Source organism: Streptomyces sp. CNH189 (assembly GCF_000527195.1).
On record NZ_AZUS01000006.1, the window covers coordinates 183,172 to 202,521 of the forward strand.

General features: G+C 65.0%; 19 protein-coding genes. 14 read left to right on the plus strand and 5 right to left on the minus strand.

The window, feature by feature from the left end; translation table 11 throughout:
* Positions 1-1,127: 1,127 nt before the first annotated feature.
* The 3 genes from B100_RS0111000 to B100_RS0111010 are packed head-to-tail and all read right to left on the minus strand — an operon-like array spanning position 1,128 to position 6,936.
* On the minus strand, positions 1,128-4,178 hold the full coding sequence (locus B100_RS0111000) for a type I restriction endonuclease subunit R (protein WP_024884484.1): 3,051 nt from the start codon (positions 4,176-4,178) through the stop codon (positions 1,128-1,130).
* Entirely contained in the window at positions 4,175-5,362 is a 1,188-nt protein-coding gene (locus B100_RS0111005; protein ID WP_078540829.1) for a restriction endonuclease subunit S, read from the minus strand. Before B100_RS0111005 ends, B100_RS0111000 begins: the two co-directional genes overlap by 4 nt.
* Entirely contained in the window at positions 5,359-6,936 is a 1,578-nt protein-coding gene (locus B100_RS0111010; RefSeq protein ID WP_024884486.1) for a type I restriction-modification system subunit M, read from the minus strand. Before B100_RS0111010 ends, B100_RS0111005 begins: the two co-directional genes overlap by 4 nt.
* Positions 6,937-7,547: 611 nt before the next feature.
* On the opposite strand from B100_RS0111010, the gene B100_RS35435 reads away from it, so the two are divergent.
* Complete coding sequence (locus B100_RS35435; protein ID WP_078540841.1) at positions 7,548-8,069, plus strand: hypothetical protein; 522 nt, start codon at positions 7,548-7,550, stop codon at positions 8,067-8,069.
* Positions 8,070-8,947: 878 nt separating this feature from the next.
* Here B100_RS35435 and B100_RS0111015 read toward each other — a convergent pair.
* Positions 8,948-9,199 carry a hypothetical protein gene (locus B100_RS0111015; protein ID WP_024884487.1) on the minus strand — a complete coding sequence of 84 codons (252 nt, stop codon included), beginning with the start codon at positions 9,197-9,199 and terminating at the stop codon, positions 8,948-8,950.
* Positions 9,196-10,284 carry a DUF1152 domain-containing protein gene (locus tag B100_RS0111020; protein WP_078540843.1) on the minus strand — a complete coding sequence of 363 codons (1,089 nt, stop codon included), beginning with the start codon at positions 10,282-10,284 and terminating at the stop codon, positions 9,196-9,198. The genes B100_RS0111015 and B100_RS0111020 overlap by 4 nt, the downstream gene beginning before the upstream one ends.
* Before the next feature lie 85 nt (positions 10,285-10,369).
* Here B100_RS0111020 and B100_RS0111025 point away from each other — a divergent pair, with 85 nt between their 5' ends.
* The 13 genes from B100_RS0111025 to B100_RS0111085 all read left to right on the plus strand — a co-directional run bounded on the left by B100_RS0111025 (position 10,370) and on the right by B100_RS0111085 (position 19,081).
* Entirely contained in the window at positions 10,370-11,110 is a 741-nt protein-coding gene (locus B100_RS0111025; RefSeq protein ID WP_024884489.1) for a GntR family transcriptional regulator, read from the plus strand.
* A gap of 280 nt (positions 11,111-11,390) precedes the next feature.
* On the plus strand, positions 11,391-11,828 hold the full coding sequence (locus tag B100_RS0111030) for an ATP-binding protein (RefSeq protein WP_024884490.1): 438 nt from the start codon (positions 11,391-11,393) through the stop codon (positions 11,826-11,828).
* Between the two features lie 89 nt (positions 11,829-11,917).
* Entirely contained in the window at positions 11,918-12,646 is a 729-nt protein-coding gene (locus B100_RS0111035) for a GntR family transcriptional regulator (protein ID WP_024884491.1), read from the plus strand.
* A 126-nt stretch (positions 12,647-12,772) separates the two neighbouring features.
* The gene (locus B100_RS0111040; protein ID WP_024884492.1) at positions 12,773-13,123 is read left to right on the plus strand and encodes an SCO3933 family regulatory protein; all 351 of its coding nucleotides are present in this window, start codon (positions 12,773-12,775) and stop codon (positions 13,121-13,123) included.
* A gap of 5 nt (positions 13,124-13,128) precedes the next feature.
* Positions 13,129-14,502, plus strand: coding sequence for an FtsK/SpoIIIE domain-containing protein (locus B100_RS0111045; RefSeq protein ID WP_024884493.1), 1,374 nt, complete (start codon positions 13,129-13,131; stop codon positions 14,500-14,502).
* Between the two features lie 80 nt (positions 14,503-14,582).
* Positions 14,583-15,212: a DUF2637 domain-containing protein gene (locus B100_RS0111050; RefSeq protein ID WP_024884494.1), complete on the plus strand. Its 630-nt coding sequence runs from the start codon at positions 14,583-14,585 to the stop codon at positions 15,210-15,212.
* A 17-nt stretch (positions 15,213-15,229) separates the two neighbouring features.
* A complete protein-coding gene (locus tag B100_RS0111055; protein WP_024884495.1) occupies positions 15,230-15,421 on the plus strand; it encodes a hypothetical protein in 192 nt (63 codons plus the stop codon).
* Positions 15,421-15,612 (plus strand): mobile element transfer protein, encoded by a 192-nt coding sequence (locus B100_RS0111060; RefSeq protein WP_024884496.1) that lies wholly within the window; start codon positions 15,421-15,423, stop codon positions 15,610-15,612. Before B100_RS0111055 ends, B100_RS0111060 begins: the two co-directional genes overlap by 1 nt.
* Positions 15,613-15,622: 10 nt before the next feature.
* Entirely contained in the window at positions 15,623-15,817 is a 195-nt protein-coding gene (locus B100_RS0111065) for a hypothetical protein (protein WP_024884497.1), read from the plus strand.
* Positions 15,818-15,831: 14 nt separating this feature from the next.
* Entirely contained in the window at positions 15,832-16,089 is a 258-nt protein-coding gene (locus B100_RS0111070; protein WP_024884498.1) for a hypothetical protein, read from the plus strand.
* Positions 16,090-16,221: 132 nt separating this feature from the next.
* The gene (locus B100_RS0111075) at positions 16,222-17,544 is read left to right on the plus strand and encodes a replication initiator (protein WP_024884499.1); all 1,323 of its coding nucleotides are present in this window, start codon (positions 16,222-16,224) and stop codon (positions 17,542-17,544) included.
* Entirely contained in the window at positions 17,517-17,711 is a 195-nt protein-coding gene (locus B100_RS0111080) for a helix-turn-helix domain-containing protein (protein ID WP_024884500.1), read from the plus strand. Before B100_RS0111075 ends, B100_RS0111080 begins: the two co-directional genes overlap by 28 nt.
* Complete coding sequence (locus tag B100_RS0111085; RefSeq protein WP_024884501.1) at positions 17,708-19,081, plus strand: tyrosine-type recombinase/integrase; 1,374 nt, start codon at positions 17,708-17,710, stop codon at positions 19,079-19,081. The genes B100_RS0111080 and B100_RS0111085 overlap by 4 nt, the downstream gene beginning before the upstream one ends.
* The last annotated feature ends 269 nt before the right edge of the window (positions 19,082-19,350 follow it).

Sequence of the window (19,350 nt, forward strand, 5' to 3'; positions counted from 1 at the left end):
ATGCTACTCCTGATGCCACCACCGCGGGCGGTATGCAGGTCCAGTAGTCATTAGAGCGAGCGAGTCGGTGCCAAGGACGCCAGGCGGGCGAGCAGCCCTGGGGACACCGACGACCTCGTCGCCGTCTGGACCGGCCGCCCCACTCCACACGCGGCACGTCCATCTCGCCGGCCGCTCATACCGGCGAGACGGTTGACCCGGCGCAGCGTGCGACTGGGCTGGTTTGGCAACACGGACCTCACCGCGCTGTCAGGCCGACCGCCCCAACTCAACGGGAGCGGAGTCGTCGAGCGCCACTACCGCCCAGGCGCGGATTACTGGCAGTGAACTCTCCTCTCACCTTGACCGCCCGCCACTACATTTCGGTCCGCCGGGCTCCGCGCGGCTTGGGGCGCAGGCTTCGACAGAAGACCGGGAAACGGAGAGCCCCCGGGACGAACTCACTCCGCCGACTGGCCGACCACCCATCTCCGTCAGGGCCCCCCAGGATTTCGTCCCCGCCACCATTGGCTCTGCACAGTGCACCACTCCATGCCCCATTCGCCCTGCGCATACGCGAAGACCCCGCTCCCAGCGTTTCCGCTGGTGACGGGGTCTTTGGGCACCTAATCCATGGTGCCCCCGGCAGGATTCGAACCTGCGCACACGGCTCCGGAGGCCTTTTCGCCCCGCTGACAACATGCTGGTCACGGGCCTCGTCGATGTGGACCGGCTGGTTCCCGTCCACGGATGGTCCACAAGCTAGCGGTCCCCCTGGTGGACCCCTGCAGGCCTGATGCGGTTTTGGGACGCCTAGTGCGTTTCATGAGATCCAGCAGGTCAGGGCCCTGTGGACGCCGAATAGCATCGTGCCGGCCCACGAAGGAGCCAGCACTTACGCACTGTCAGGTTCCTCATGATCATCCACATCGATAACTCATCCTTCAGGCACTCGCCGAGGCTTGCTGCCGAGGGGAGGAATTGCTGCTGGTCCGCCAGGCCTTCCTCGCAGCCTGCCAGACCAGCACCAGCGCAGTGCCATCCCCGTCAGGGAGACTCTCGACCTCGGCGCGGCGATCGAAGAGTTCTTCGACAGCCGAAGGCGTAGTCATTGGTGGTCCTTGTCAGGAGCAGTCGGGAATGCAGGGTCAGGACAGGCCGGAGAACCGGTCGAAGAAGGCCTTGAGCTTCTCCAGCACGACAGCTTTCTTGGCCCCGTGGTTGTTGCCGCGGGTGAACCGGGACACCGGAGGCAGGATCTTGGTGATCGCGGTGCCGCCGGTGGGAATCTCGCCGTTGCGGAAGGCATCCTCAACGAAGGCGCGAGCGGGCTCAGGCTTCAGGTTCTCCTCGTTGATGATTTGCTCGAGCTCGTTTTGCTTCTTCTGGGCGATGTATGCCTGCCAGGCGTCGTCGGTGTCGGCGTCAGCGGAGATGGAGTCGACGAACTCCATGACCAAGTCCTTCTTGTTGCGCAAAGACGCGCTGGCGTCCAAGGCACGGGCGATGTCCTCTCGGACCTCGATCTCCTTGTCAATGCCGTTGCCCTTCTGCCTCTGGTACTCGCGCACCAGCATCAGGATGTAGTCAACGCCAACCTCGATCTGCTTGACCAGTTCGATCTCGAAAACAACGTCCTCACTTATCGATTCCTTGTCCCCGTCAGCGGTTCGGCGGAAATTTTCATACAGGTCCAAGTAAACTGACTGGTAGTCCTGTATTTGTCGCGGCGTGAGGATATCGTTGTCGGCGAACTCGTCGAAAGCGACCAGGATGTTGCGAAGGTTCAGTACTGCGCCGAATAGCGAGATGAAGTCCTTCTGAGCCTGCTCGCCAACGATTTCCATGCCCAGAGGGAAGCGGTCAAGTATGGCAGCAACCTTCTGCTCGTACTTGACGTAGTACTCCTCGTAGGGGGCCATCTTCACAATGCTGGCGGCGTCCTTATTTCCGAACAGTGCCAGGGCGTCGTCCACTTCGTCCTCCAGGTCGCGGAAGCAGACGATGTTGCCGTAGCTTTTGACTGAGTTGAGGATGCGGTTGGTGCGAGAGAACGCCTGAATCAGGCCGTGCTGCTTGAGATTCTTGTCTACCCACAAGGTGTTAAGGGTGGTGGCGTCGAATCCCGTTAGGAACATGTTGACCACGATGACCAGGTCGACTTCACGGTCCTTGAGTCGACCGGACAGATCCTTGTAATAATTCTGGAACTTCACCGAAGATGTGTCGTACGAGGTGCCGAACATGTTGTTGTAGTCCTGGATCGCGTCCTCCAGGAAGTCGCGGGAGACATTGTCCAGGCTATTGGGCTCGAAGTCCTCTTCGCCCAGCAGGCCGTCGGGCGCGTCCTCGTTGGGGGCGAAGGAGTAGATCAGCGCAACTTTAAGGCGCTCGTACCGCTTGCCTGCGGCCTGAGCTGCCCACTCCCGCTCACGCTGTAGCGTCTCGATAGCGTTGTAGTACCGCTTGGCTGCGTCGATAGATGCGGTGGCGAACATTGAGTTGAACCCGCGTACGCGCTTGTCCTTGAGCACGTACCCTTCGCCACGGCGGGTCTTCTGGTCGAAGTGGTCCAGGATGTATCCGGCCACCATGCGCACTCGGTCGGGGTGCAACAGTGCGGACTCGGTGTTGATCGCGGTCACCCGCTCGTCGGTGGCCTGTGAGGCGACCTTTATGGTGTTGACATAATCGATGCGGAACGGCAGGACGTTCTTGTCGCTGATAGCGTCCACGATCGTGTATGTGTGTAGCTTGTCCCCGAAGGCCTGCGCGGTGGTGCGGCGTTTCGGATTTCCGGTAGCGCCGGCATTATCGGCGAAGATCGGCGTTCCGGTGAACCCGAACAGGTGGTAGTGCTTGAACGCCTTGGTGATCGCGGTGTGCATGTCGCCGAACTGGGAGCGGTGGCATTCGTCGAACACGATCACCACATGCTTGCCGTAGATTGGGTGCTTCTTATTGCGCTCTACGAAGATTGACAGCTTCTGGATTGTAGTGATGATGATCCGGGAGTCGGCATCCTCCATCTGCTTTTTAAGCACGGCAGTGGAGGTGTTGGAGTTGGCCGCGCCCTTCTCGAAGCGCTCGTATTCGCGCATGGTCTGGTAGTCGAGGTCCTTGCGGTCCACGACGAACAAGACCTTGTCGATGCTGTCCATACGGGTCGCCTGCTGGGCGGTCTTAAAGCTGGTCAGGGTCTTGCCCGACCCAGTGGTGTGCCATACGTATCCGCCGGCGTCTATAGTGCCAGTGCGCTTGTAGTTCGTAGACGTCTCGATCCGCTGCAGGATTCGCTCAGTCGCTACGATCTGGTAGGGCCGCATGACTAGCAGGTTGCGGTCGACGTCGAACACGCAGTACCGGGTCAGGACGTTTAGCAAGGTGCGCTTGGACAGAAAAGTTCGGGTGAAACCTGGCAAATCCGCGATCCGATTGTTGTTGGCATCGGCCCACCAGCTGGTGAATTCGAACGAGTTTGAGGTCTGCTTACGGCGTCGCCTACCCGCAGTCTCGTCCACGTGCCGGTCGCGAGTGGTATTCGAGTAGTACTTCGTCAAGGTGCCATTGCTGATGATGAACAACTGCACGTACTCGAACAGGCCCGAGCCGGCCCAGAAAGAGTCGCGCTGGTACCGGTTGATCTGGTTGAACGCCTCGCGGATGTCCACGCCACGCCGCTTGAGCTCGACGTGGACCATAGGCAGGCCGTTGACCAGGATCGTCACGTCGTACCGGGTGGCGCGCTTGCCTTCGGACTCATACTGGTTGATGACTTGTAGCCGGTTGTTGTGGATATTGGTCTTGTCGATCAGCGTGATGTTCTCGAAGGACCCGTCCTCGCGGTTGAGAATCTGAACGTGATCCTCTTGCATGCGGGCGGTCTTCTCCACTATGCCGTCGTTGGCACTGGCGATCTTCTCGGAGAAGAATTTTCTCCACTCGGTTTCAGTGAACGTGATACCGTTCAGCGCCTCCAGTTGAGCGCGCAGGTTGGCAATGAGGTCGGCCTCGCTGGTGATGGTCAGGTACTCATAGGCCTGTCCACGCAGCTGCTTGATGAATTCTTTTTCGAGATCGGACTCGCTCTGGTACCGCTCCGACGTTGCAAGATCGGGTTCGTACTCGGCGACGACGGTCGATTCCTCGCTGACCGCGATCGGGTCGATGTGGCCAGCGGTACTAGAGCGGGCACTCATGCGACGGTCTTCTCCTCGAAGGTCAGGAGGCGGTCATGGTAGTAGGCATACTGCTGACGACGTGCAACGATCTCCGCCGACAGACTGGCCGAGAGGCTCTTAACGAATTCGTTGAACTTTTCCAATTCTGCGACAATCCGCTTCTGCTCATCAAGAGGCGGGATCTGAACCTTGATCTTGGCCATATTGGCGCCAGACATTCGGGCCACTTTGGCGTCGTTCGCGTACTTAGCCTTCTGCTCCTGGAAAGCGGAAGACTGGAATAGGTAGGAGGCGAACTTCGGGTCAAGGGAGTGACGGAAGATATAGCAGTCGTCGTGGACCGCGACTTCTTCCTCACCGAGCCACGCCACGGCTTTACAGATGTCCTCAACGGTTTCTCCGGTTGCCGCGATGACAAGATCACCCTTGCGAGCGAATCGGAGGGAGCTTCGAAGGCTGGGGTCAAGAAAGGTGACCGTCGTGTCTGCTGTGGTGCCGTAATCGGTGTAGATCTGCCCGTAGTGGATGCACCCCAAGCCTGATTCGACATAGTCGTTCTTGGTGAACCGGCGGCCACGGATGAACTCACCGACCTCACTCAAGGTTACCCACCGGGTATGTCCTGCCTGAGGGGAATTCAATAGAGCGTCGCGATAGTGCGCGTACTGGTATCGCCGAGCCTTCAATTCGGCCTTCAGAGACTCCTCCAACTGTCCCTGCAGGGAAGTGAAAGAGTCCAGAAGGAGTGCGACTTCCCGCTGCACAGAGATTGGGGGGACGGAGATCGCAATCTGCTTGATCTTGCCGACAGAAATTCCAGGCTGGGCAGACTTAGTTGCATATTGGTTGAGGTTCATTGCCGTCAACTTGTGATACGCCCAGTCGATATTCACCCCCTCGTGCGCTTTTGTCACAACAGCGTGCTCGGTCGCGTAAAATTTTCCGGAAGCTCGTGTCACGTTTCCACACAGGGCTCCCTGACGCCCGATGAGCAGATACTCCCCGTCATGACTGTATGTCGACACGTACCCACGATGGCCATTCGCCCCGTAACACGGGTAAGGTGTTTCACTTGATGCAACCTCGGAGATTTTCGAGGCGGGGATGTGCACCCCGGCCTTCATGTCGAAGAAATCTCCGAGAGTCTTTGTTGTGAAATCTTCAGAACAAGCGCTGGTGATAAATTCTTTAAAGCCGATCACTTCAGGCTCCCCTGGAGTTCGGCAACGATGGCGTTGATCTGGGTACGTAGGGCGTACTGGCGGGCCACGATTTGCTCGATGTCGACGTTCAGTGTCGTGATGTCGACGACCTCCCGGGTATCCTCCTCCTCGACATAAGAGGACACCGAGATGTTGTAGTCGTGCTGGTTTGCGATCTCGGAGTTGTCGACTAGGCGGGAGAAGTGCTCGACGTCCTGGCGGGCGACGTAGGCGTCCAGGATCTTGGTCTGATTGGCCTCGGATAGCTTGTTCTTGTTGCCCGGACGTACAAACTTGGTAGAGGCATCGATGAACAGCGTCTTGTTGTCCTTCTTGGCCTTTTTAAGCACGATGATGCAGGTGGCGATCGGGGTGCCGAAGAAGAGGTCCGGGGGCAGTTGGATGACCGCATCGACGAAGTTGTTGTCGATGAGGTACTTTCGGATCTTTTTTTCGGCGCCGCCGCGGTAGAGCACGCCAGGGAACTCGACGATCGCTGCGGTACCGTTCTCGGCCAGCCATGACAGGATGTGCATGGTGAAGGCCAGGTCAGCCTTGGACTTGGGAGCCAGCACACCAGCCGGCTTATACCGCTCGTCATTGATCAGTAGCGGGTTGGAGTCGCCTTCCCACCTAGTGGAGTAGGGCGGGTTGGACACGATGGCCTCGAAGGGCTCGTCGTCCATGTGCGCGGGGTCGGTGAGGGTGTCGCCATGGGCAATATCGAACTTCTCGTAATTGATGTCGTGCAGGAACATGTTGATCCGACACAGGTTGTAAGTGGTCAGGTTGATCTCCTGGCCATAGAACCCCTGACGGACCTTGTCCTTGCCGAGCACCTTGGCAAACTTCAGCAGTAGCGAACCCGACCCGCAGGCAGGGTCGTAGACCTTGTTAACCTCACTCTTGCCAACCACGGTGATACGTGCCAACAACTCGGAGACTTCCTGTGGGGTGAAGAATTCACCGCCAGATTTGCCCGCGTTGGAGGCATACATCGTCATGAGATACTCATAGGCATCGCCGAATGCGTCAATGGTGTTGTCGGCGAACGAGCCCAGGTTCAGGTCGCCGATGGCATTTAGCAGCTTGCGGAGCTTCTCGTTGCGCTTGGCCACGGTCGGGCCAAGCTTGGGGCTGTTTACGTCCAGGTCGGCAAACAGGCCCTTGAGATCGTCTTCGCTGGCGGTGCCCTGAGCCGAGGCTTCGATGTCCTTGAAGACCTCGTGCAGAGTCTTGTTGAGGTTCTCGTCCTTAGCGGCACGCTTGCGCACGTTGGTGAACAGGTCCGAGGGCAGGATGTAGAAGCCCTTCTCCTCGACCGTTCCGTCACGGCCGAATTCGGCTTCAGCGTCGGACAGGTCGGCGTAGTCGAAGGATGGATCTCCATTGGCCTGGCGCTCTTGCTCGTTGATGTAGGCCGTCAGGTTCTCGGAGATGTATCGGTAGAAGAGCATCCCCAAGACATACGCCTTGAAGTCCCAGCCATCGACGCTACCGCGCAGGTCGGTAGCAATCCGCCAGATGGTCCGGTGCAGCTCAGCCCGCTGGGCTTCCTTGTTGTCGTGCGTCACGTGCACATTCTTCCAGGTGGAACTGACATTTTGGTCGAGGTTCGATGCTGATGGTCTCGCGCCCCTGTAACAGAAGGGGGTAAATCGGTCAATTCGGGCAGCATGGGTGTCGAGAGCTGGCTTTCGAAGGTGCCCGAGTCGAATACTTCGTCCGCGATGAGACCGACCTGTAGTCAGGCGACCTCGCGGGCCGTGGGGCGGGTCACGCGCAGCGCGCCGAGGGTGCTCGAGCCGATGCCGGCCAGCAGTCATCAGGCGGTCGGAGTGGAGGCGGCCGAATCGCACAGCTTGGGCTGGTCGCCTAGCAGAGTCAGTTGACGATCGCCTCGCCGTCGTTGGTAGGCAGCCAGGACCCTGCTTGGCTGACCATTCCTACGCCTGCCGGTGGAGACGGTGAGCCGGGGAAGCGATTCGGTAGGCTATGCGTAGAAAGTACCTTCCTGTTGAACTGGAGCAGACCTTCGGTGATTCCCATCACCCCGGCTCAGAAGGTACTTTCGCGTACCTGATCACGATGTGGGCACAGTCGCAAGTGGAGCGCACAGGTTAGACCTGCAAGCTTCTGGCTACAGCCTGATTGCAACCCCGGAGGCGCCCATAGACTCGGCTGCATGCGTTCCTATCTGCTCGTTCTTGGAGAGCGCCAGGCCCTCGCCTGGGTTCTGCGTCATCAGCGAATGGCCTTCCCTGCCCGTCGGTGGACCGAAGCGCGACGGCTCGAACTCGGGGACGAGTTGTTGCTATATACGACGCGCAGCTGCTGGCACAACCCCAACCGGGACCGCGGGCGGGTCATTGGTCGCGCGTACGTCACCTCTCAGGTGACGCTCCTTGACGAACCAATCGAGATCGCAGGCCGGGCGTTCATGTCTGGCTGTGCCCTCGATGTCCGAACGCTGACTGCATATCGCACGGGTGTGGAACTGGCCCCGCTGGTCGACTGCCTCGCAGCTTTCCCTAAGAAAGAGACCTGGAATATCTGGCTCCGGCGGCCTCTGTTGAAACTGTCGTCTGCCGACGCAACTTTGGTGCGCAATAGACTGGCAGAGGAGGAATTCCCTGCAGTCGAGCAGGTGCCCATTTATTTGGAAAACATTAGGTCGGTAGCAGCAGGAGGCTTGACTCAGAGCTAAAGCTTTAGCCTTTTATGTGAGACCGATCGCGGATCCAGTAAGACGTCCGAGGCACGCGGCGGCTTACTGCCGCTTAGCCTGTGACCTGCGTGGATGCCGGGACTAGTTGTCATCATCTGTCAACGCCGGTTCGCCTCGGGCGGCCCAGAGAAGGCCCCGGAGCCGGTGTCACGTCTGACGCCTGCGGCGCTTGCGCTTTGAGGGCTTGGACTGCTCCGACGTGACGTCATGGGCCCAGAGAGTGCCGACCGACGCGACCGGCGGCCTACCAACCGGCACCCGGCGCTTTCGACGCTTGGGCTCAGCCTTGCTCAGCGGCATCGGTTCGGAAGGCGGCCTGGGCTTGTTGGCCCTCAGGCACGGTATGCACCACCACTTCCCTGCGATGGAGCTGGTCGCCTCCCCTAAACATTCATGTCCTTTGCGGCCTCGATGGCTCTGGCTGCACTGACACTTCATGTTGCCCCCAACATCGAGACCAGTAGCCGCAACGGAAGCTTACTTGTACCACCGGCCGTGCTCGCGCGGAACGAGGTCGGCGGAGCGGCTTTTGGGCTGGAGCTGCTTTGGCGCGAGTGATCATGGCCCCGTAAGCTTTCGGCGCGTCGGGCAGTCAGTGGACCTGCCCGGTAAAGCACGACGTTGGGGCCATGATCTTCGAGGCTCGCGCCAAAGTGGCTGCCTAAAAGCCGTGGAGCCGACCGCCCCAGCCACGACGTGTTCTGACCTCATGCCCCGTGTGCCTGCCTCTTGGCGGGCGTGGGCGGCCGGCGGTGCCGAGCGGGGCGGAGACATGAGCGCGGGCGCCGCCGGCCGCCCGCGCCGCCCGGAGGAGCGAAGCGACGACGGGTGCTTGAATCCGTAGAGAAGGTTGTAACTCAGTGGGATTCAGGCGTCGGTTGACTAGTCGGCGGGCTGGCTGCTGTGATCCTGCGCGCCTGTTCCGCGGCACGTTGAAGTGCCTGGGCCACCTGATCGGCGTCGTCGGCGCTCAGCAGGATCTCTTGTGTCCAGGGGATCGAGAGCCTGACCGTGCCGTCGTGCAGGTGTACGGCTACGTCGACTTCTGTGTCGTGGCCTGCTGCGTCCCGGATGTCGTCCAGGCCTGGGTCGCTTGCGAACGCGCTCATGCTCCGATGTTCCACAGCGGGGCGTCGTACTGGTCCGGTCGGCTGTGGATGAGGAGCCGGCGTAGCTCGTCGCGCTGGGAGCCGTTGAGGTTCAGTGCCTCGGTGAGGTGGCGGAACGTGGTGTGGGTGATGCCGCGGGCGCGGGCGTCTGCCTGGAACCGGTCGAGCTGGGAGAGGACGTCTTCGGGGGTGAGGGGGACCGGTGGCTGGTCCTTGAGCCAGGCCGCCTTGTTGCGTTCGTAGTCGATTTCCGAGAAGCCGCAGATCTCGCGGCTGTACGCCTCGGCCTCGTCCAGGGTGGCGGTCGTCATGATGGCGCGGGCCAGGCTGTTGCGGCTGACCGCTTCGTCCAGGTCGACTTCGTGGACCGCGGGACCTTCGTCGGTGAGGGGGACGGGGAGGCCGGCGTCGCGCACCTCGCAGATGCCGCGGGCTCCTCGGGCTGTTGCGGCGAGCATGGCGGTGGCCTCTGAGGGGTGCCATTCCAGAATGTTGCCGATCGTCTCTACGTCCTCGGCCGTGAAGGTGTGGACGAGGGTGCCGAGCAGGGGGCGCAGGTCGGCGGGGGAGATCTCGCCGTCCAGCCCGGGGCCAGCGACCAGGAGCCGGATCGGGGCGTTTACCTGGCAGCAGGCGGCGAGTGTGAGGGCGTCGGCGAGTGGGCTCTTGAGAGTGGGTTCGTCGCCCTGGGCGAGGATGTCGCCGCCGACGTCGAGCAGATCGATCGATGCCGGCGTCAGATGAGAGACCAGATCTTCGAGCTGACGAGTGATGCCCTCGGCGCCGTGGTGCGGGTCGAGCAGAGCCAGTGTGTGCGGGATCTCTGCCGCGAGCCGGGGGAGTGTGGAGCCGGCCGGGGCGATCGGCTGGGCCTCGGCCGCCACCGACCAGACGGACTGAGTGACGGGTTCGAGTCCCGTGAAGCTGTCGGCTCCTCGCGGTCCCGGGAGTGGGTCGATCAGGAGGCGGTCCCACGCGTACGTGAGGATCACCGCCTGGTCCTCGTCGCCGTAGAGGGCGGCGTGAAGCATGGCGGCGGCGACTGCGTCGCCCCCTCCTCCTGCTGCGACGATCAACCGCGTCATGCGATCAGAGTACGGGTTCACGGGTTGGCCACTCACCCTATAGTGGCCAAAGGCCATAGCCACTTGGACGAGGAAGGGAGGGGAGATGCCGCAGATCGAAGAGGCCCAGCCGAAGTATCTCCAGATCGCCCACTACATCCGTGACCAGATCCTTCGGGGTGACCTGCGGCCGGGGGACGAGGTTCCCTCGGAACGGCAGCTCGCGGCGGACTGGAAGGTGTCCCGGCCCACGGCCGCGCGGTCGTTGGAGGCGCTGAGTCATCAGGGCCTGGTCGAGAAGCGTCAAGGCTCGGGGACGTACGTGCGCAGTCTCGAAGTGAACCGGCGCGCACGGGAGTTGTACGGACGCGCACGGCAGACCGGGAAGATCTACACGCCCGGGGAGTATGCGGTGATCACCTCGACCGGTTGGCTGGAGGCTCCGGACTACGTCGCCGAGGCGCTGGGGCTGGTGAGGGATCGCCGAGCAGTGCACCGCCGGCGGGTGACGAACAACCAGGACGGCCCGATCAACCTGTCCACTTCGTGGTTCGCTGCGGATGTCGGCCAGCGGGCACCCAAGCTCCTGGACCCCGAGCGGATCCAGGAGGGGACGCTCATGTACGTCGAGCGGATGACCGGGCGTCAAGGCAGCTACGCGGAAGACCGGATGTGCGCTCGTGCTGCCACGGACGAGGAGGCGGACGACTTGCAGTTAGAGCCGGGGTCCGCGGTCCTCATCGTCCATCACGTCGTCTTTGACCTCCAGGACCGTCCCCTGGAGTTCGCCGAAGCCACCTACCCGCCGCACCGCTGGGCGTTCGAGCAGGGCTACCCGCTCACCTGACGACGACTCGCCAGTTCCGGCGAACCGCTTGCACCTCTCAAGTGGCTAATGCCACTGTCCAAAAAGTGGCTAAGGCCACTTGAGGAGAAGGGGGCACGACGTGACGAGTCGGCGGCCGGTACAGGGCGCGCGGTTAGCTTGCCGGGGGTGTCGGGGGCGTGGATGGAAGCGCGTCGGCTCCCGAACGGCGCTGGCGCTCTCCACGGCCAACGACCGCGACCGTGCCACGTCGAAGCGGCGCTGCCTCGACTGCGACGGCAGCGGCAAGGAGTGAGCACGCATGGCCTACACGATCGACCGCCACCCCTGTGAGGACTCGCCGCGGCTCGGAGCGATGACCTTGCATCCGGAGCCTGAGTCCGTGTCTCGTGCGCGGCGCTGGTTCCGGAAGTTCATCGCGCCGTTCAACCCGGCCTGCTCGATCGACGACTGCACGCTGATGATCTCGGAACTGGTGACCAACGCCATCTGCTATGGGAAATCGGATGACCCGTGGTTGGTGCGGGTCGAGTGGTACCGCGAGGGAACCTCGCTCCGCGTCGACGTGCACAACCCCGGCTTCCCGGCGAACGTGCGGCTGAGGCATCCGGAGGCGAACGACGCTCACGGACGGGGGCTGCTCCTGGTCGACTCCATCGCGGATTCCTGGCGCTCCGGGCCCAGCCACCTCGGCGGAACGGTCGTCTCCTTCGTGGTCGCTGATGCCTGGCCGGCGTGACGGGATAGCTCACCTCTCCTACTGTCACTGTGAAAGTGTCGCTAGGCTGGTTGACCAGTTGACTTGGCCAATCCCGACGGGCGGCGTTCATGGCGTATGAAGTGGAGCCACCGAAGTACGTGCGCCTCGCGCAGACGCTTCAGCAGCGCATCGAGGACGGCACGTACGCGCCCGGCACCCGCGTACCGAGTGAGAACCAGCTGGTGCAGGCCTTCGGGATGTCCCGCCCGACCGTCGTCCGGGCGCTGGAGCTGCTGAAGCGGGACGGCTGGCTCGAGTCCCGGCAGGGGTACGGCACGATCGTCCGCGGTCGACCGGAAGTCGTCGAGCAGAAGGACCGGCGGGGGCGTGAGGCGCTGGAGCGCGATGAGACGCAGGGTGCGGGGCGGCTGATCGAAGTCGGGCGTGTACCTGTCCCGGCTCGGGTCGCCTCGGCGCTCGGCCTGCCGAAGAAGACCGAAGTCCTCATGCGTCGCTTCCTGGTCGAGGAGGACGGTGAAGCTGTCGAGTTGGTCTCGTCGTACTTCCCCGCCGCCCTGGTCGAGGGAACTGAGCTGGGGACCGACGAGCCTCTGAGTGGGAGTGTTCGCGAACATCTCGAAACGCGGAAGAAGGTCCGCTTCGACCACGTGGTCGAGCGTGTGTCGGCCCGGTTGCCCGAAGCGAGTGAAGCCGAACTGCTGGATCTGCCGGACGGTATGCCCGTGCTGAGTGTCCTGGTCGTCGCCTGTGACGCCTCCGGCCGGTCCTTGCAGGTCGCTGACGTGCTCCTGCCTGCTGACCGGCAGGGACTCGAAGACACCTACCGCCTGAGCTGAGCCCCGTCCGGGAGTGAAACCTCGCGATAGCAGCTTGACAAGTCAACCTGGCATCCTTAGCTTCGAGCTTGCTAAGTCAACTTGTCAGGTCGATGAGTTGATCAACCTTCAGAAGGAGCAATCCCTGTGCGTGTGATCCGCGTTGACGCCTCGGCCGCCACGATCCTGCTCACCGAAGCTCCGGCGCCGAAGGTGCGCGACCGGCAGACCGGTGAGATCGCCAAAGACGCGATGACCGGTGAGGCGCTGATGACCGTCGGCGTCGTCTACATCGACGAGGGCGAGTCGTCACTGATCCAGGTCACCGTCCCGGAGAGCGGCGTGACCGAGGGCCTGACGGTCGGTGCTCCGGTCTCGCTTCCGGGGCTGGTGGCACGACCTTGGCAGAGCGTCTTCAACGGCCGGGAGCGGCACGGCATCGCCTACCGGGCGACCGCCGTCGCTCCGGGCGCCTTCTCGATGGCACAGGCGGGCTGACCGCCATGACGGATCTGTTGACGTGGGCCGAGCTGGGCGGTTCGCTCGCTGCGATAGGCGGCGCCGCCTACGCCCGGCACGCCCACCCGGCGGCGTACTGGTCCACGGTCGGGCTGCCGCTCTCGGTGGTCCGGCTGCTGGCCTCGTACTCCTCGACCATGGACGCCTGCGGCCTGACCGTCGAGCCGTCCCGATGGCGGGCGTTGGCTGTCCGGGCGACCACCCGCCGTGAGGTCCGGCCGGTGTCTCCTCGCCGCGGCGTCATCCGTCCCACCACGACCGGCCTGCGCATGCGGCTGCGGCTGGCTCCGGGGCAGGAGCCGGCGGACGTGGCGGCCTCCGCCGAACGCCTCCGGCACGCCTGGGGCGTCCACGCCGTCCACGTGCGGGACGTCAAGCCGGGCGTCGTTGAACTGCGGCTCGTCGGCTTCGACGTGCTGCGGAAGGTGCGGATGCCCCGTCATCTCGACGGCGGCCCGCTTCGGATCCCGGTGGCGTTACGAGAGGACGCGACCGCGTTCGTACGGGACTACCAGGCCGTGCCGCATGAACTGGTGCTCGGCGCAACGCTCTCGGGCAAGTCCATGTACCTGCGGAACCTGCTGACCGGGCTCGCTGCTCAGCCGGTGGCCCTGGTCGGCATCGACTGCAAGCGCGGGGTCGAGCTGGCGCCCTTCGCGCCCCGGCTCTCCGCCCTGGCGACCGACCCGGACCAGGCCGCCGAGCTGCTTCCCGCGCTCGTGAAGGAAATGGAGGACCGATACGACCTGATCAAGGACCGGCAGGGCATCGCGCCCGGCACTCCGGGAGAACTGATCACCTCGGACGTCTGGGGACTGCCGAAGGACGAACGCCCGGCCCCGATCGTGCTGTTCATCGACGAGGTGGCCGAACTCTTCCTCGTCGCCACGCGGAAGGGGGAGGAGCGGCGGGACGAGATGGTCACCCAGCTCATCCGGCTCGCCCAACTCGGCCGGGCCGCCGGGATCTACCTCGAAGTCTGCGGCCAGCGCTTCGGCTCCGAGCTGGGCAAGGGCGCGACCATGCTCCGCGCTCAGCTCACCGGCCGCGTCTGCCACCGTGTGAACGATGAAGCCTCGGCCAAGATGGCGCTCGGCGACATCGCCCCTGAGGCGGTCCTCGCGGCCTGCGCCATCGCCGCCGAGCTGCCCGGCCTGGCCGTCGTCGGCGACACCTCCGGCGGCTGGTCCCGCATCCGTACCCCCTACCTCTCCCTCGCCGACGCCGCGGCCACCTGCCGTGCGACGGCTGACCTCGCCCCCGACGTACCGGCACTCCACCCCTTCCGGCCGTACGTCCTGCCGATGCCGGTGGAGGCGTCCGGGCCCGTAGCCACGGCCCGCCCGGTCACCGAGTAAGCGCACCCACCCATGGCCGGCACGGCCGTTCCGTGCCACGTCCCTACCCCTCCATGCCTGGAACCGGAAGGAGCTGCGCTGTGCGTGCCCTGTCCGTCCGCATCGACGCCGTACTCGTCCAAGCGCTGATCGCTGCCGCGCTGTCCTTCGCCCACCTGCACGACCTGGCGCTGGCCGCCGGACAGGACGGTTGGAAGGCCTGGGCCTACCCGGTCTCCGTCGACCTGCTGTTGGTCGCAGCCTGGCGGCGGCTGCGCTCCGGTGAGGCGAAAACGGCCGGGTGGTGCTGGTTCCTCGTCGCCCTGACCGCCTCGCTCGGCGCCAACGTCGCCACGGCCGGACTCCTCGACCTCGACGACGTGCCGGACTGGCTGCGCATCCTCGTCGCCGGATGGCCCGCGATCGCCTTCCTAGGCGGAACGCTGCTCGCCCACGGAGCAACCGCGGACGCCTCGACGGGGGAACGCGAGTCGGCCCCGGAGCCCAGCGCGCCCGAAGCGCCCGCCTCTGCACCTGAGTTGCCCGCTGCGAAGCCGGAACCGGCTCCGCCCTCCACGCCCCCGGTCCCGCCGGCGCTCGTCACGCTCGCACGCAAGGTCGCCGACGAACACCGCGCCCGCACCGGAACGCCCATCGACACCTCGACCCTTCGCGCCCGGCTCGGCGTCCCGCTGCCGCTGGCCGAAGCCATCTCCGCCCACCTGACCTGACCCGGAGGACTTTCCCCGTGCGCCCGTCCACGCTCCGAGCGCTGAAGCGCGCCGCCGAGCTGACCCGACAGAACCGCATCACCGAAGCGGTGCTCATCGCCGAGCCCGTGATCCTCGCCGCCGACGAGTACGAGGGCGACGAAATCTTGCGCTGGCTGGCCGAACACGTCACCGACTTCACCGGCGAAGACCCGAAGGAGACCCTCTGATGACCACCAACCGCCGCTTCCGCCGCGTCGTCCGCATCGGCCCCGTGCAGGTCGCCACCTACTACGACGGCCGCGGACGTGAGAAGCACACCGCCGCCTGCACGGCTCCGCGCTGTGGCTTCGCCACGGACTACGACAGCCGCGCCGCCGCCGAGCTGGCCGCCCGTACCCACCGCTGCGCCATCCGCTGAGGGAGCTCCCGTGACCGTCTCGCTGCCGCTCGTCTTCGTCCTGGGCGTCATCGCCCGGGCCGCGATCAAATTCCTCGGCGTCCGGCTCTGGGTCGCCGTCGTGATCGCGCTCTTCGGCTTCTGGCTCTCACACACCTTCCTCGCCCCCGCCATCGAGTCCGGCACCCGCTCCGGGGTCGACGTCGTCAACGGCACCCACGAGTGACAAGGAGATCCGCCGTGTTCCGTCCCAAGCTGCCCGACGTCCCGACTCCGCCGACGACCACCGTCACGCATCAGCAACCGCAAGCTCTGGTTGCCTCGGCCGGTCGTCCGATCGCCCCGTACGTGGGCATCGGTGCCGGCGCGGTCGCCGCCGTGGTCGTCGTCGGGATCGTGCTCACCGCGCTCCTGGCGGCGGTCGCTGTCTCGGCCGTTTCCGTGGCCATCGCCGCCGTGGTCCTGCGCTCGCTCGTCAACGGCGCACACAAGCGCTGACCGGCCGCCGGGGCGGCAACAAGCCGCCAAGCATCCCGCCGCCTCGGGGCCGTCCCTTCCGAACCGTCACGACAGCCGAAAGGAACTCCCATCATCACCCGGCAGACTCCGCCTCCGCTGGCGGAACTCTCCATGCTGGCCTCCCTCGGCACCCTGCCCGAGCTGGGCCGTCAACTGTCCGGCCTGGGCGGCTGCACCCGCCCGGTACGTCTCGACGGCCACCGCACCGAATACGCGGTGGACCGGACGACCGGGGAGATCGGCCGCGTCCTGCACCATCTGGACTCCTCCGCCCTCCCGGCCGGCCAGCTCCTCGTCCGCTGCAACAACCGCCGCGCCACCCGGTGCGCGGCCTGCGCCGAGACCTACCGCCGCGACACCTACCACCTGATCACCGCCGGACTCCGCGGCGGCAAGGGCACCCCCGAACGGGTCGCCACCCACCCGCGCGTCTTCGCCACCTTCACCGCCCCCGGCTTCGGCCCGGTCCACAACCGCCCCTCCGGTGATCGCCCCTGCCGCTGCGGCATCCGCCACGACGGCCAGGACCCGGCCCTGGGCACGCCCCTCGACCCGGACACGTACGACTACGAAGCGGCCGTGCTGTGGAACGCGCACGCCGGGGCTCTCTGGCAACGCTTCTCGATCTACCTCCGCCGGGAAGTCGCCAAGCGAGCCGGCCTCACCCAGCGGGCCTTCCGCGACCATGCCCGGGTCTCCTTCGCCAAGGTGGCCGAGTACCAGAAGCGTGGCGCCGTCCACTTCCACGCGGTAATCCGCCTCGACGGCCCGGAAGGCGGTGAGACCGCGCCCCCGGCCTGGGCGACGGCCGAGCTGTTGACCGACGCCATCCGTGCTGCCGCCGCTGCCGCTCGCGTCGACGGCCCGGAGGTCGACGGCCGGCCGCACACCTTCGTCTTCGGCCGACAGCTCGACGTCCGTACGATCCGCTCTGCCGACTTCGGCGACGGCCAGGACCTGACCGAGCGGGCCGTAGCGGCGTACGTCGCCAAGTACGCCACCAAAGGCGCCGAGAGAGCGACCGGCACCCTCGACCGGCCGATCCGCTTCCTCGCCGAGCTGGCACAAGCGAGGATCACTGACCACGCCCGGCGCATGGTCCGCACCGCCTGGACCCTGGGCGCACGCACCGACCTGTCAGACCTCCGCCTGCGGGCCTGGGCCCACATGCTCGGCTTCCGCGGCCACTTCTCCACCAAGTCCCGCCGCTACTCCACCACCCTCGGCGCCCTCCGGGATGCCCGCGCCGCATGGCGCCGCGCCCAAGCCGATCCGGCCGTCGACACCGCCCAGGAAACGACTCTCGTCCTCGCGCACTGGGTTTTCGCCGGAACCGGCCTCTCCGGCGCTGAAAGCTGGCTCGCCGCCACCCTCGAACCCGCTCCCGGAACGGAAGGAGAACCGACATGGACCGCCGACGCGACGAACTCATGACCGTTCCGCAGATCCTTGCCGAGCTGGGTGGGGTGTCCCGGCGCACCTTCTACCGCTGGCGCGAATTGGGCCAGGGCCCCGCTGCGTTCAAGTTGCCCAATGGGGAGCTCCGGGTGTGGCGGAGTGACTTCACCATGTGGCTGCGGCAGTTGGAGGCGGCGGCGTGAAGTCCCTCGACGTGAAGGTCTGGAGCGTCCGTAAGCGGGACACCAAGACGCCCTCGTACGGGGTTCGCTGGTCTGTTGCGGGCAACGTCTTCTCGGAGTCCTTCCGGACGAAGGCGCTTGCCGACCACTACCGCACGAAGCTCATGCGCGCGATGCGCGACGGCGAGGAGTTCGACACGGAGTCGGGCCTTCCGGCTTCGATGGAAGAGAAGAAGTCGGCCGTGTCGTGGTACGCCTTCGCTCTCAGGTACCTCGCCATGAAGTGGCCCCATGCCGCCCCCAACACACGGGACGGCATCAACGAAGCCCTTACCAGCGTGACGCTGGGGCTCCTCGACGAGCGCGCCGGACGGCCGTCCGACGAGGTGATTCGCAGAGCACTGCGCAACTGGGCCTTCGTGCTGCCTGGGCCCGATGACCGGGAAGTCCCGGACGACGTGCGGAACGTTCTCCACTGGGTGTCCAAAGCGTCCCGGCCGCTCGCCGATCTTGCAGAACCGGCCACGGCTCGCGCGGTCCTCGATTCGCTGAAGCTCAAGCTCGACGGCACGGCGGCAGCGGCGGAGACGGTGCGGCGCAAGCGTCGGACGCTCGTCAACGCCGCGAATTACGCCGTCGACCTGGGGGAGTTGCGGGAGAACCCGATCACGGCTGTCCGCTGGCAGAAGCCGAAGGTGTCCAACCAGGTCGATCCGCGGGTCGTCGCCAACCCGGAGCAAGCACGAAACCTGCTGGCGGCGGTTTCCTACGTGGGCGGGTACCGGCGTGCCCGTGGTCGTCGCCTCGTGGGTCTGTTCGCCGCCATGTACTTCGGCGGTCTCCGGCCGGCGGAAGCGGTCGGCCTCGTCGAGACGGACCTGAACCTTCCCGGGCAGGGCTGGGGCTCGGCGCTGCTCCACCGGACCCGTCCGTCCGTCGGCAAGCAGTGGACCGACTCGGGGGAGACCCATGACGACCGCGGGCTGAAGAACCGGCCGACCGAGGACGTGAGGCGGGTGCCGATCCCGCCCCACCTCGTCGCCGTGCTCCGCGAGCACCTGGCCACCTTCGGCACGGCGGACGACGGGCGGCTGTTCTTCAGCGAGAAGGGCTCGGTCGTCCCGTCCTCGACCTACTACCGCGTGTGGCAGGAGGCCCGGCTCCTCGCGCTTCCGCCGGCCGTCGCGGCCTCGCCGCTCGCGAGTCGGCCGTACGACCTCCGGCACTCGGCGCTGTCGACGTGGCTCAACGCCGGCGTCGACCCGACCGAGGTGGCCGAACGCGCCGGCAACAACGTCGAGGTCCTGCTGACCCGCTACGCGAAGTGCCTCGACGGACGGCAGGACGTCGCCAACCGGCGTATCGAGGATCTTCTGCGCGAGTACGAGTAAGACGGACTGCACCGACACTGAGGCCCCGGGCATCCCGCCCGGGGCCTCCCTCGTGCCGAGTTTTATGTGTGGTGCGGTTCCAAGCGAGGGAGCCAAGTCGCCGCGTCGCGCGCTTCGCAGTTCTGTGGTCTCATGCTCCTGCGATGGGGATTTCGCCAGTGTTGCTGCAGGAGCAGGGGGCGTCTTGTGGGAGCTGAGTTTCACGCGCTGGAAGTGGTACAGGAATGATCGCCTGTGTGCGCACCGGCCTGGTGAAACCGCGGTCACGA

Excerpts from the sequence above, each read along its gene's own strand:
- B100_RS0111000 (WP_024884484.1), bottom strand. The coding sequence starts at position 4,178 with ATGAGTGCCCGCTCTAGTACCGCTGGCCACATCGACCCGATCGCGGTC.
- B100_RS35435 (WP_078540841.1), top strand. The coding sequence starts at position 7,548 with ATGCGTTCCTATCTGCTCGTTCTTGGAGAGCGCCAGGCCCTCGCCTGG.
- B100_RS0111015 (WP_024884487.1), bottom strand. The coding sequence starts at position 9,199 with ATGAGCGCGTTCGCAAGCGACCCAGGCCTGGACGACATCCGGGACGCA.
- B100_RS0111020 (WP_078540843.1), bottom strand. The coding sequence starts at position 10,284 with ATGACGCGGTTGATCGTCGCAGCAGGAGGAGGGGGCGACGCAGTCGCC.
- B100_RS0111025 (WP_024884489.1), top strand. The coding sequence starts at position 10,370 with ATGCCGCAGATCGAAGAGGCCCAGCCGAAGTATCTCCAGATCGCCCAC.
- B100_RS0111030 (WP_024884490.1), top strand. The coding sequence starts at position 11,391 with ATGGCCTACACGATCGACCGCCACCCCTGTGAGGACTCGCCGCGGCTC.
- B100_RS0111035 (WP_024884491.1), top strand. The coding sequence starts at position 11,918 with ATGGCGTATGAAGTGGAGCCACCGAAGTACGTGCGCCTCGCGCAGACG.
- B100_RS0111045 (WP_024884493.1), top strand. The coding sequence starts at position 13,129 with ATGACGGATCTGTTGACGTGGGCCGAGCTGGGCGGTTCGCTCGCTGCG.
- B100_RS0111060 (WP_024884496.1), top strand. The coding sequence starts at position 15,421 with ATGACCACCAACCGCCGCTTCCGCCGCGTCGTCCGCATCGGCCCCGTG.
- B100_RS0111075 (WP_024884499.1), top strand. The coding sequence starts at position 16,222 with ATGCTGGCCTCCCTCGGCACCCTGCCCGAGCTGGGCCGTCAACTGTCC.
- B100_RS0111080 (WP_024884500.1), top strand. The coding sequence starts at position 17,517 with ATGGACCGCCGACGCGACGAACTCATGACCGTTCCGCAGATCCTTGCC.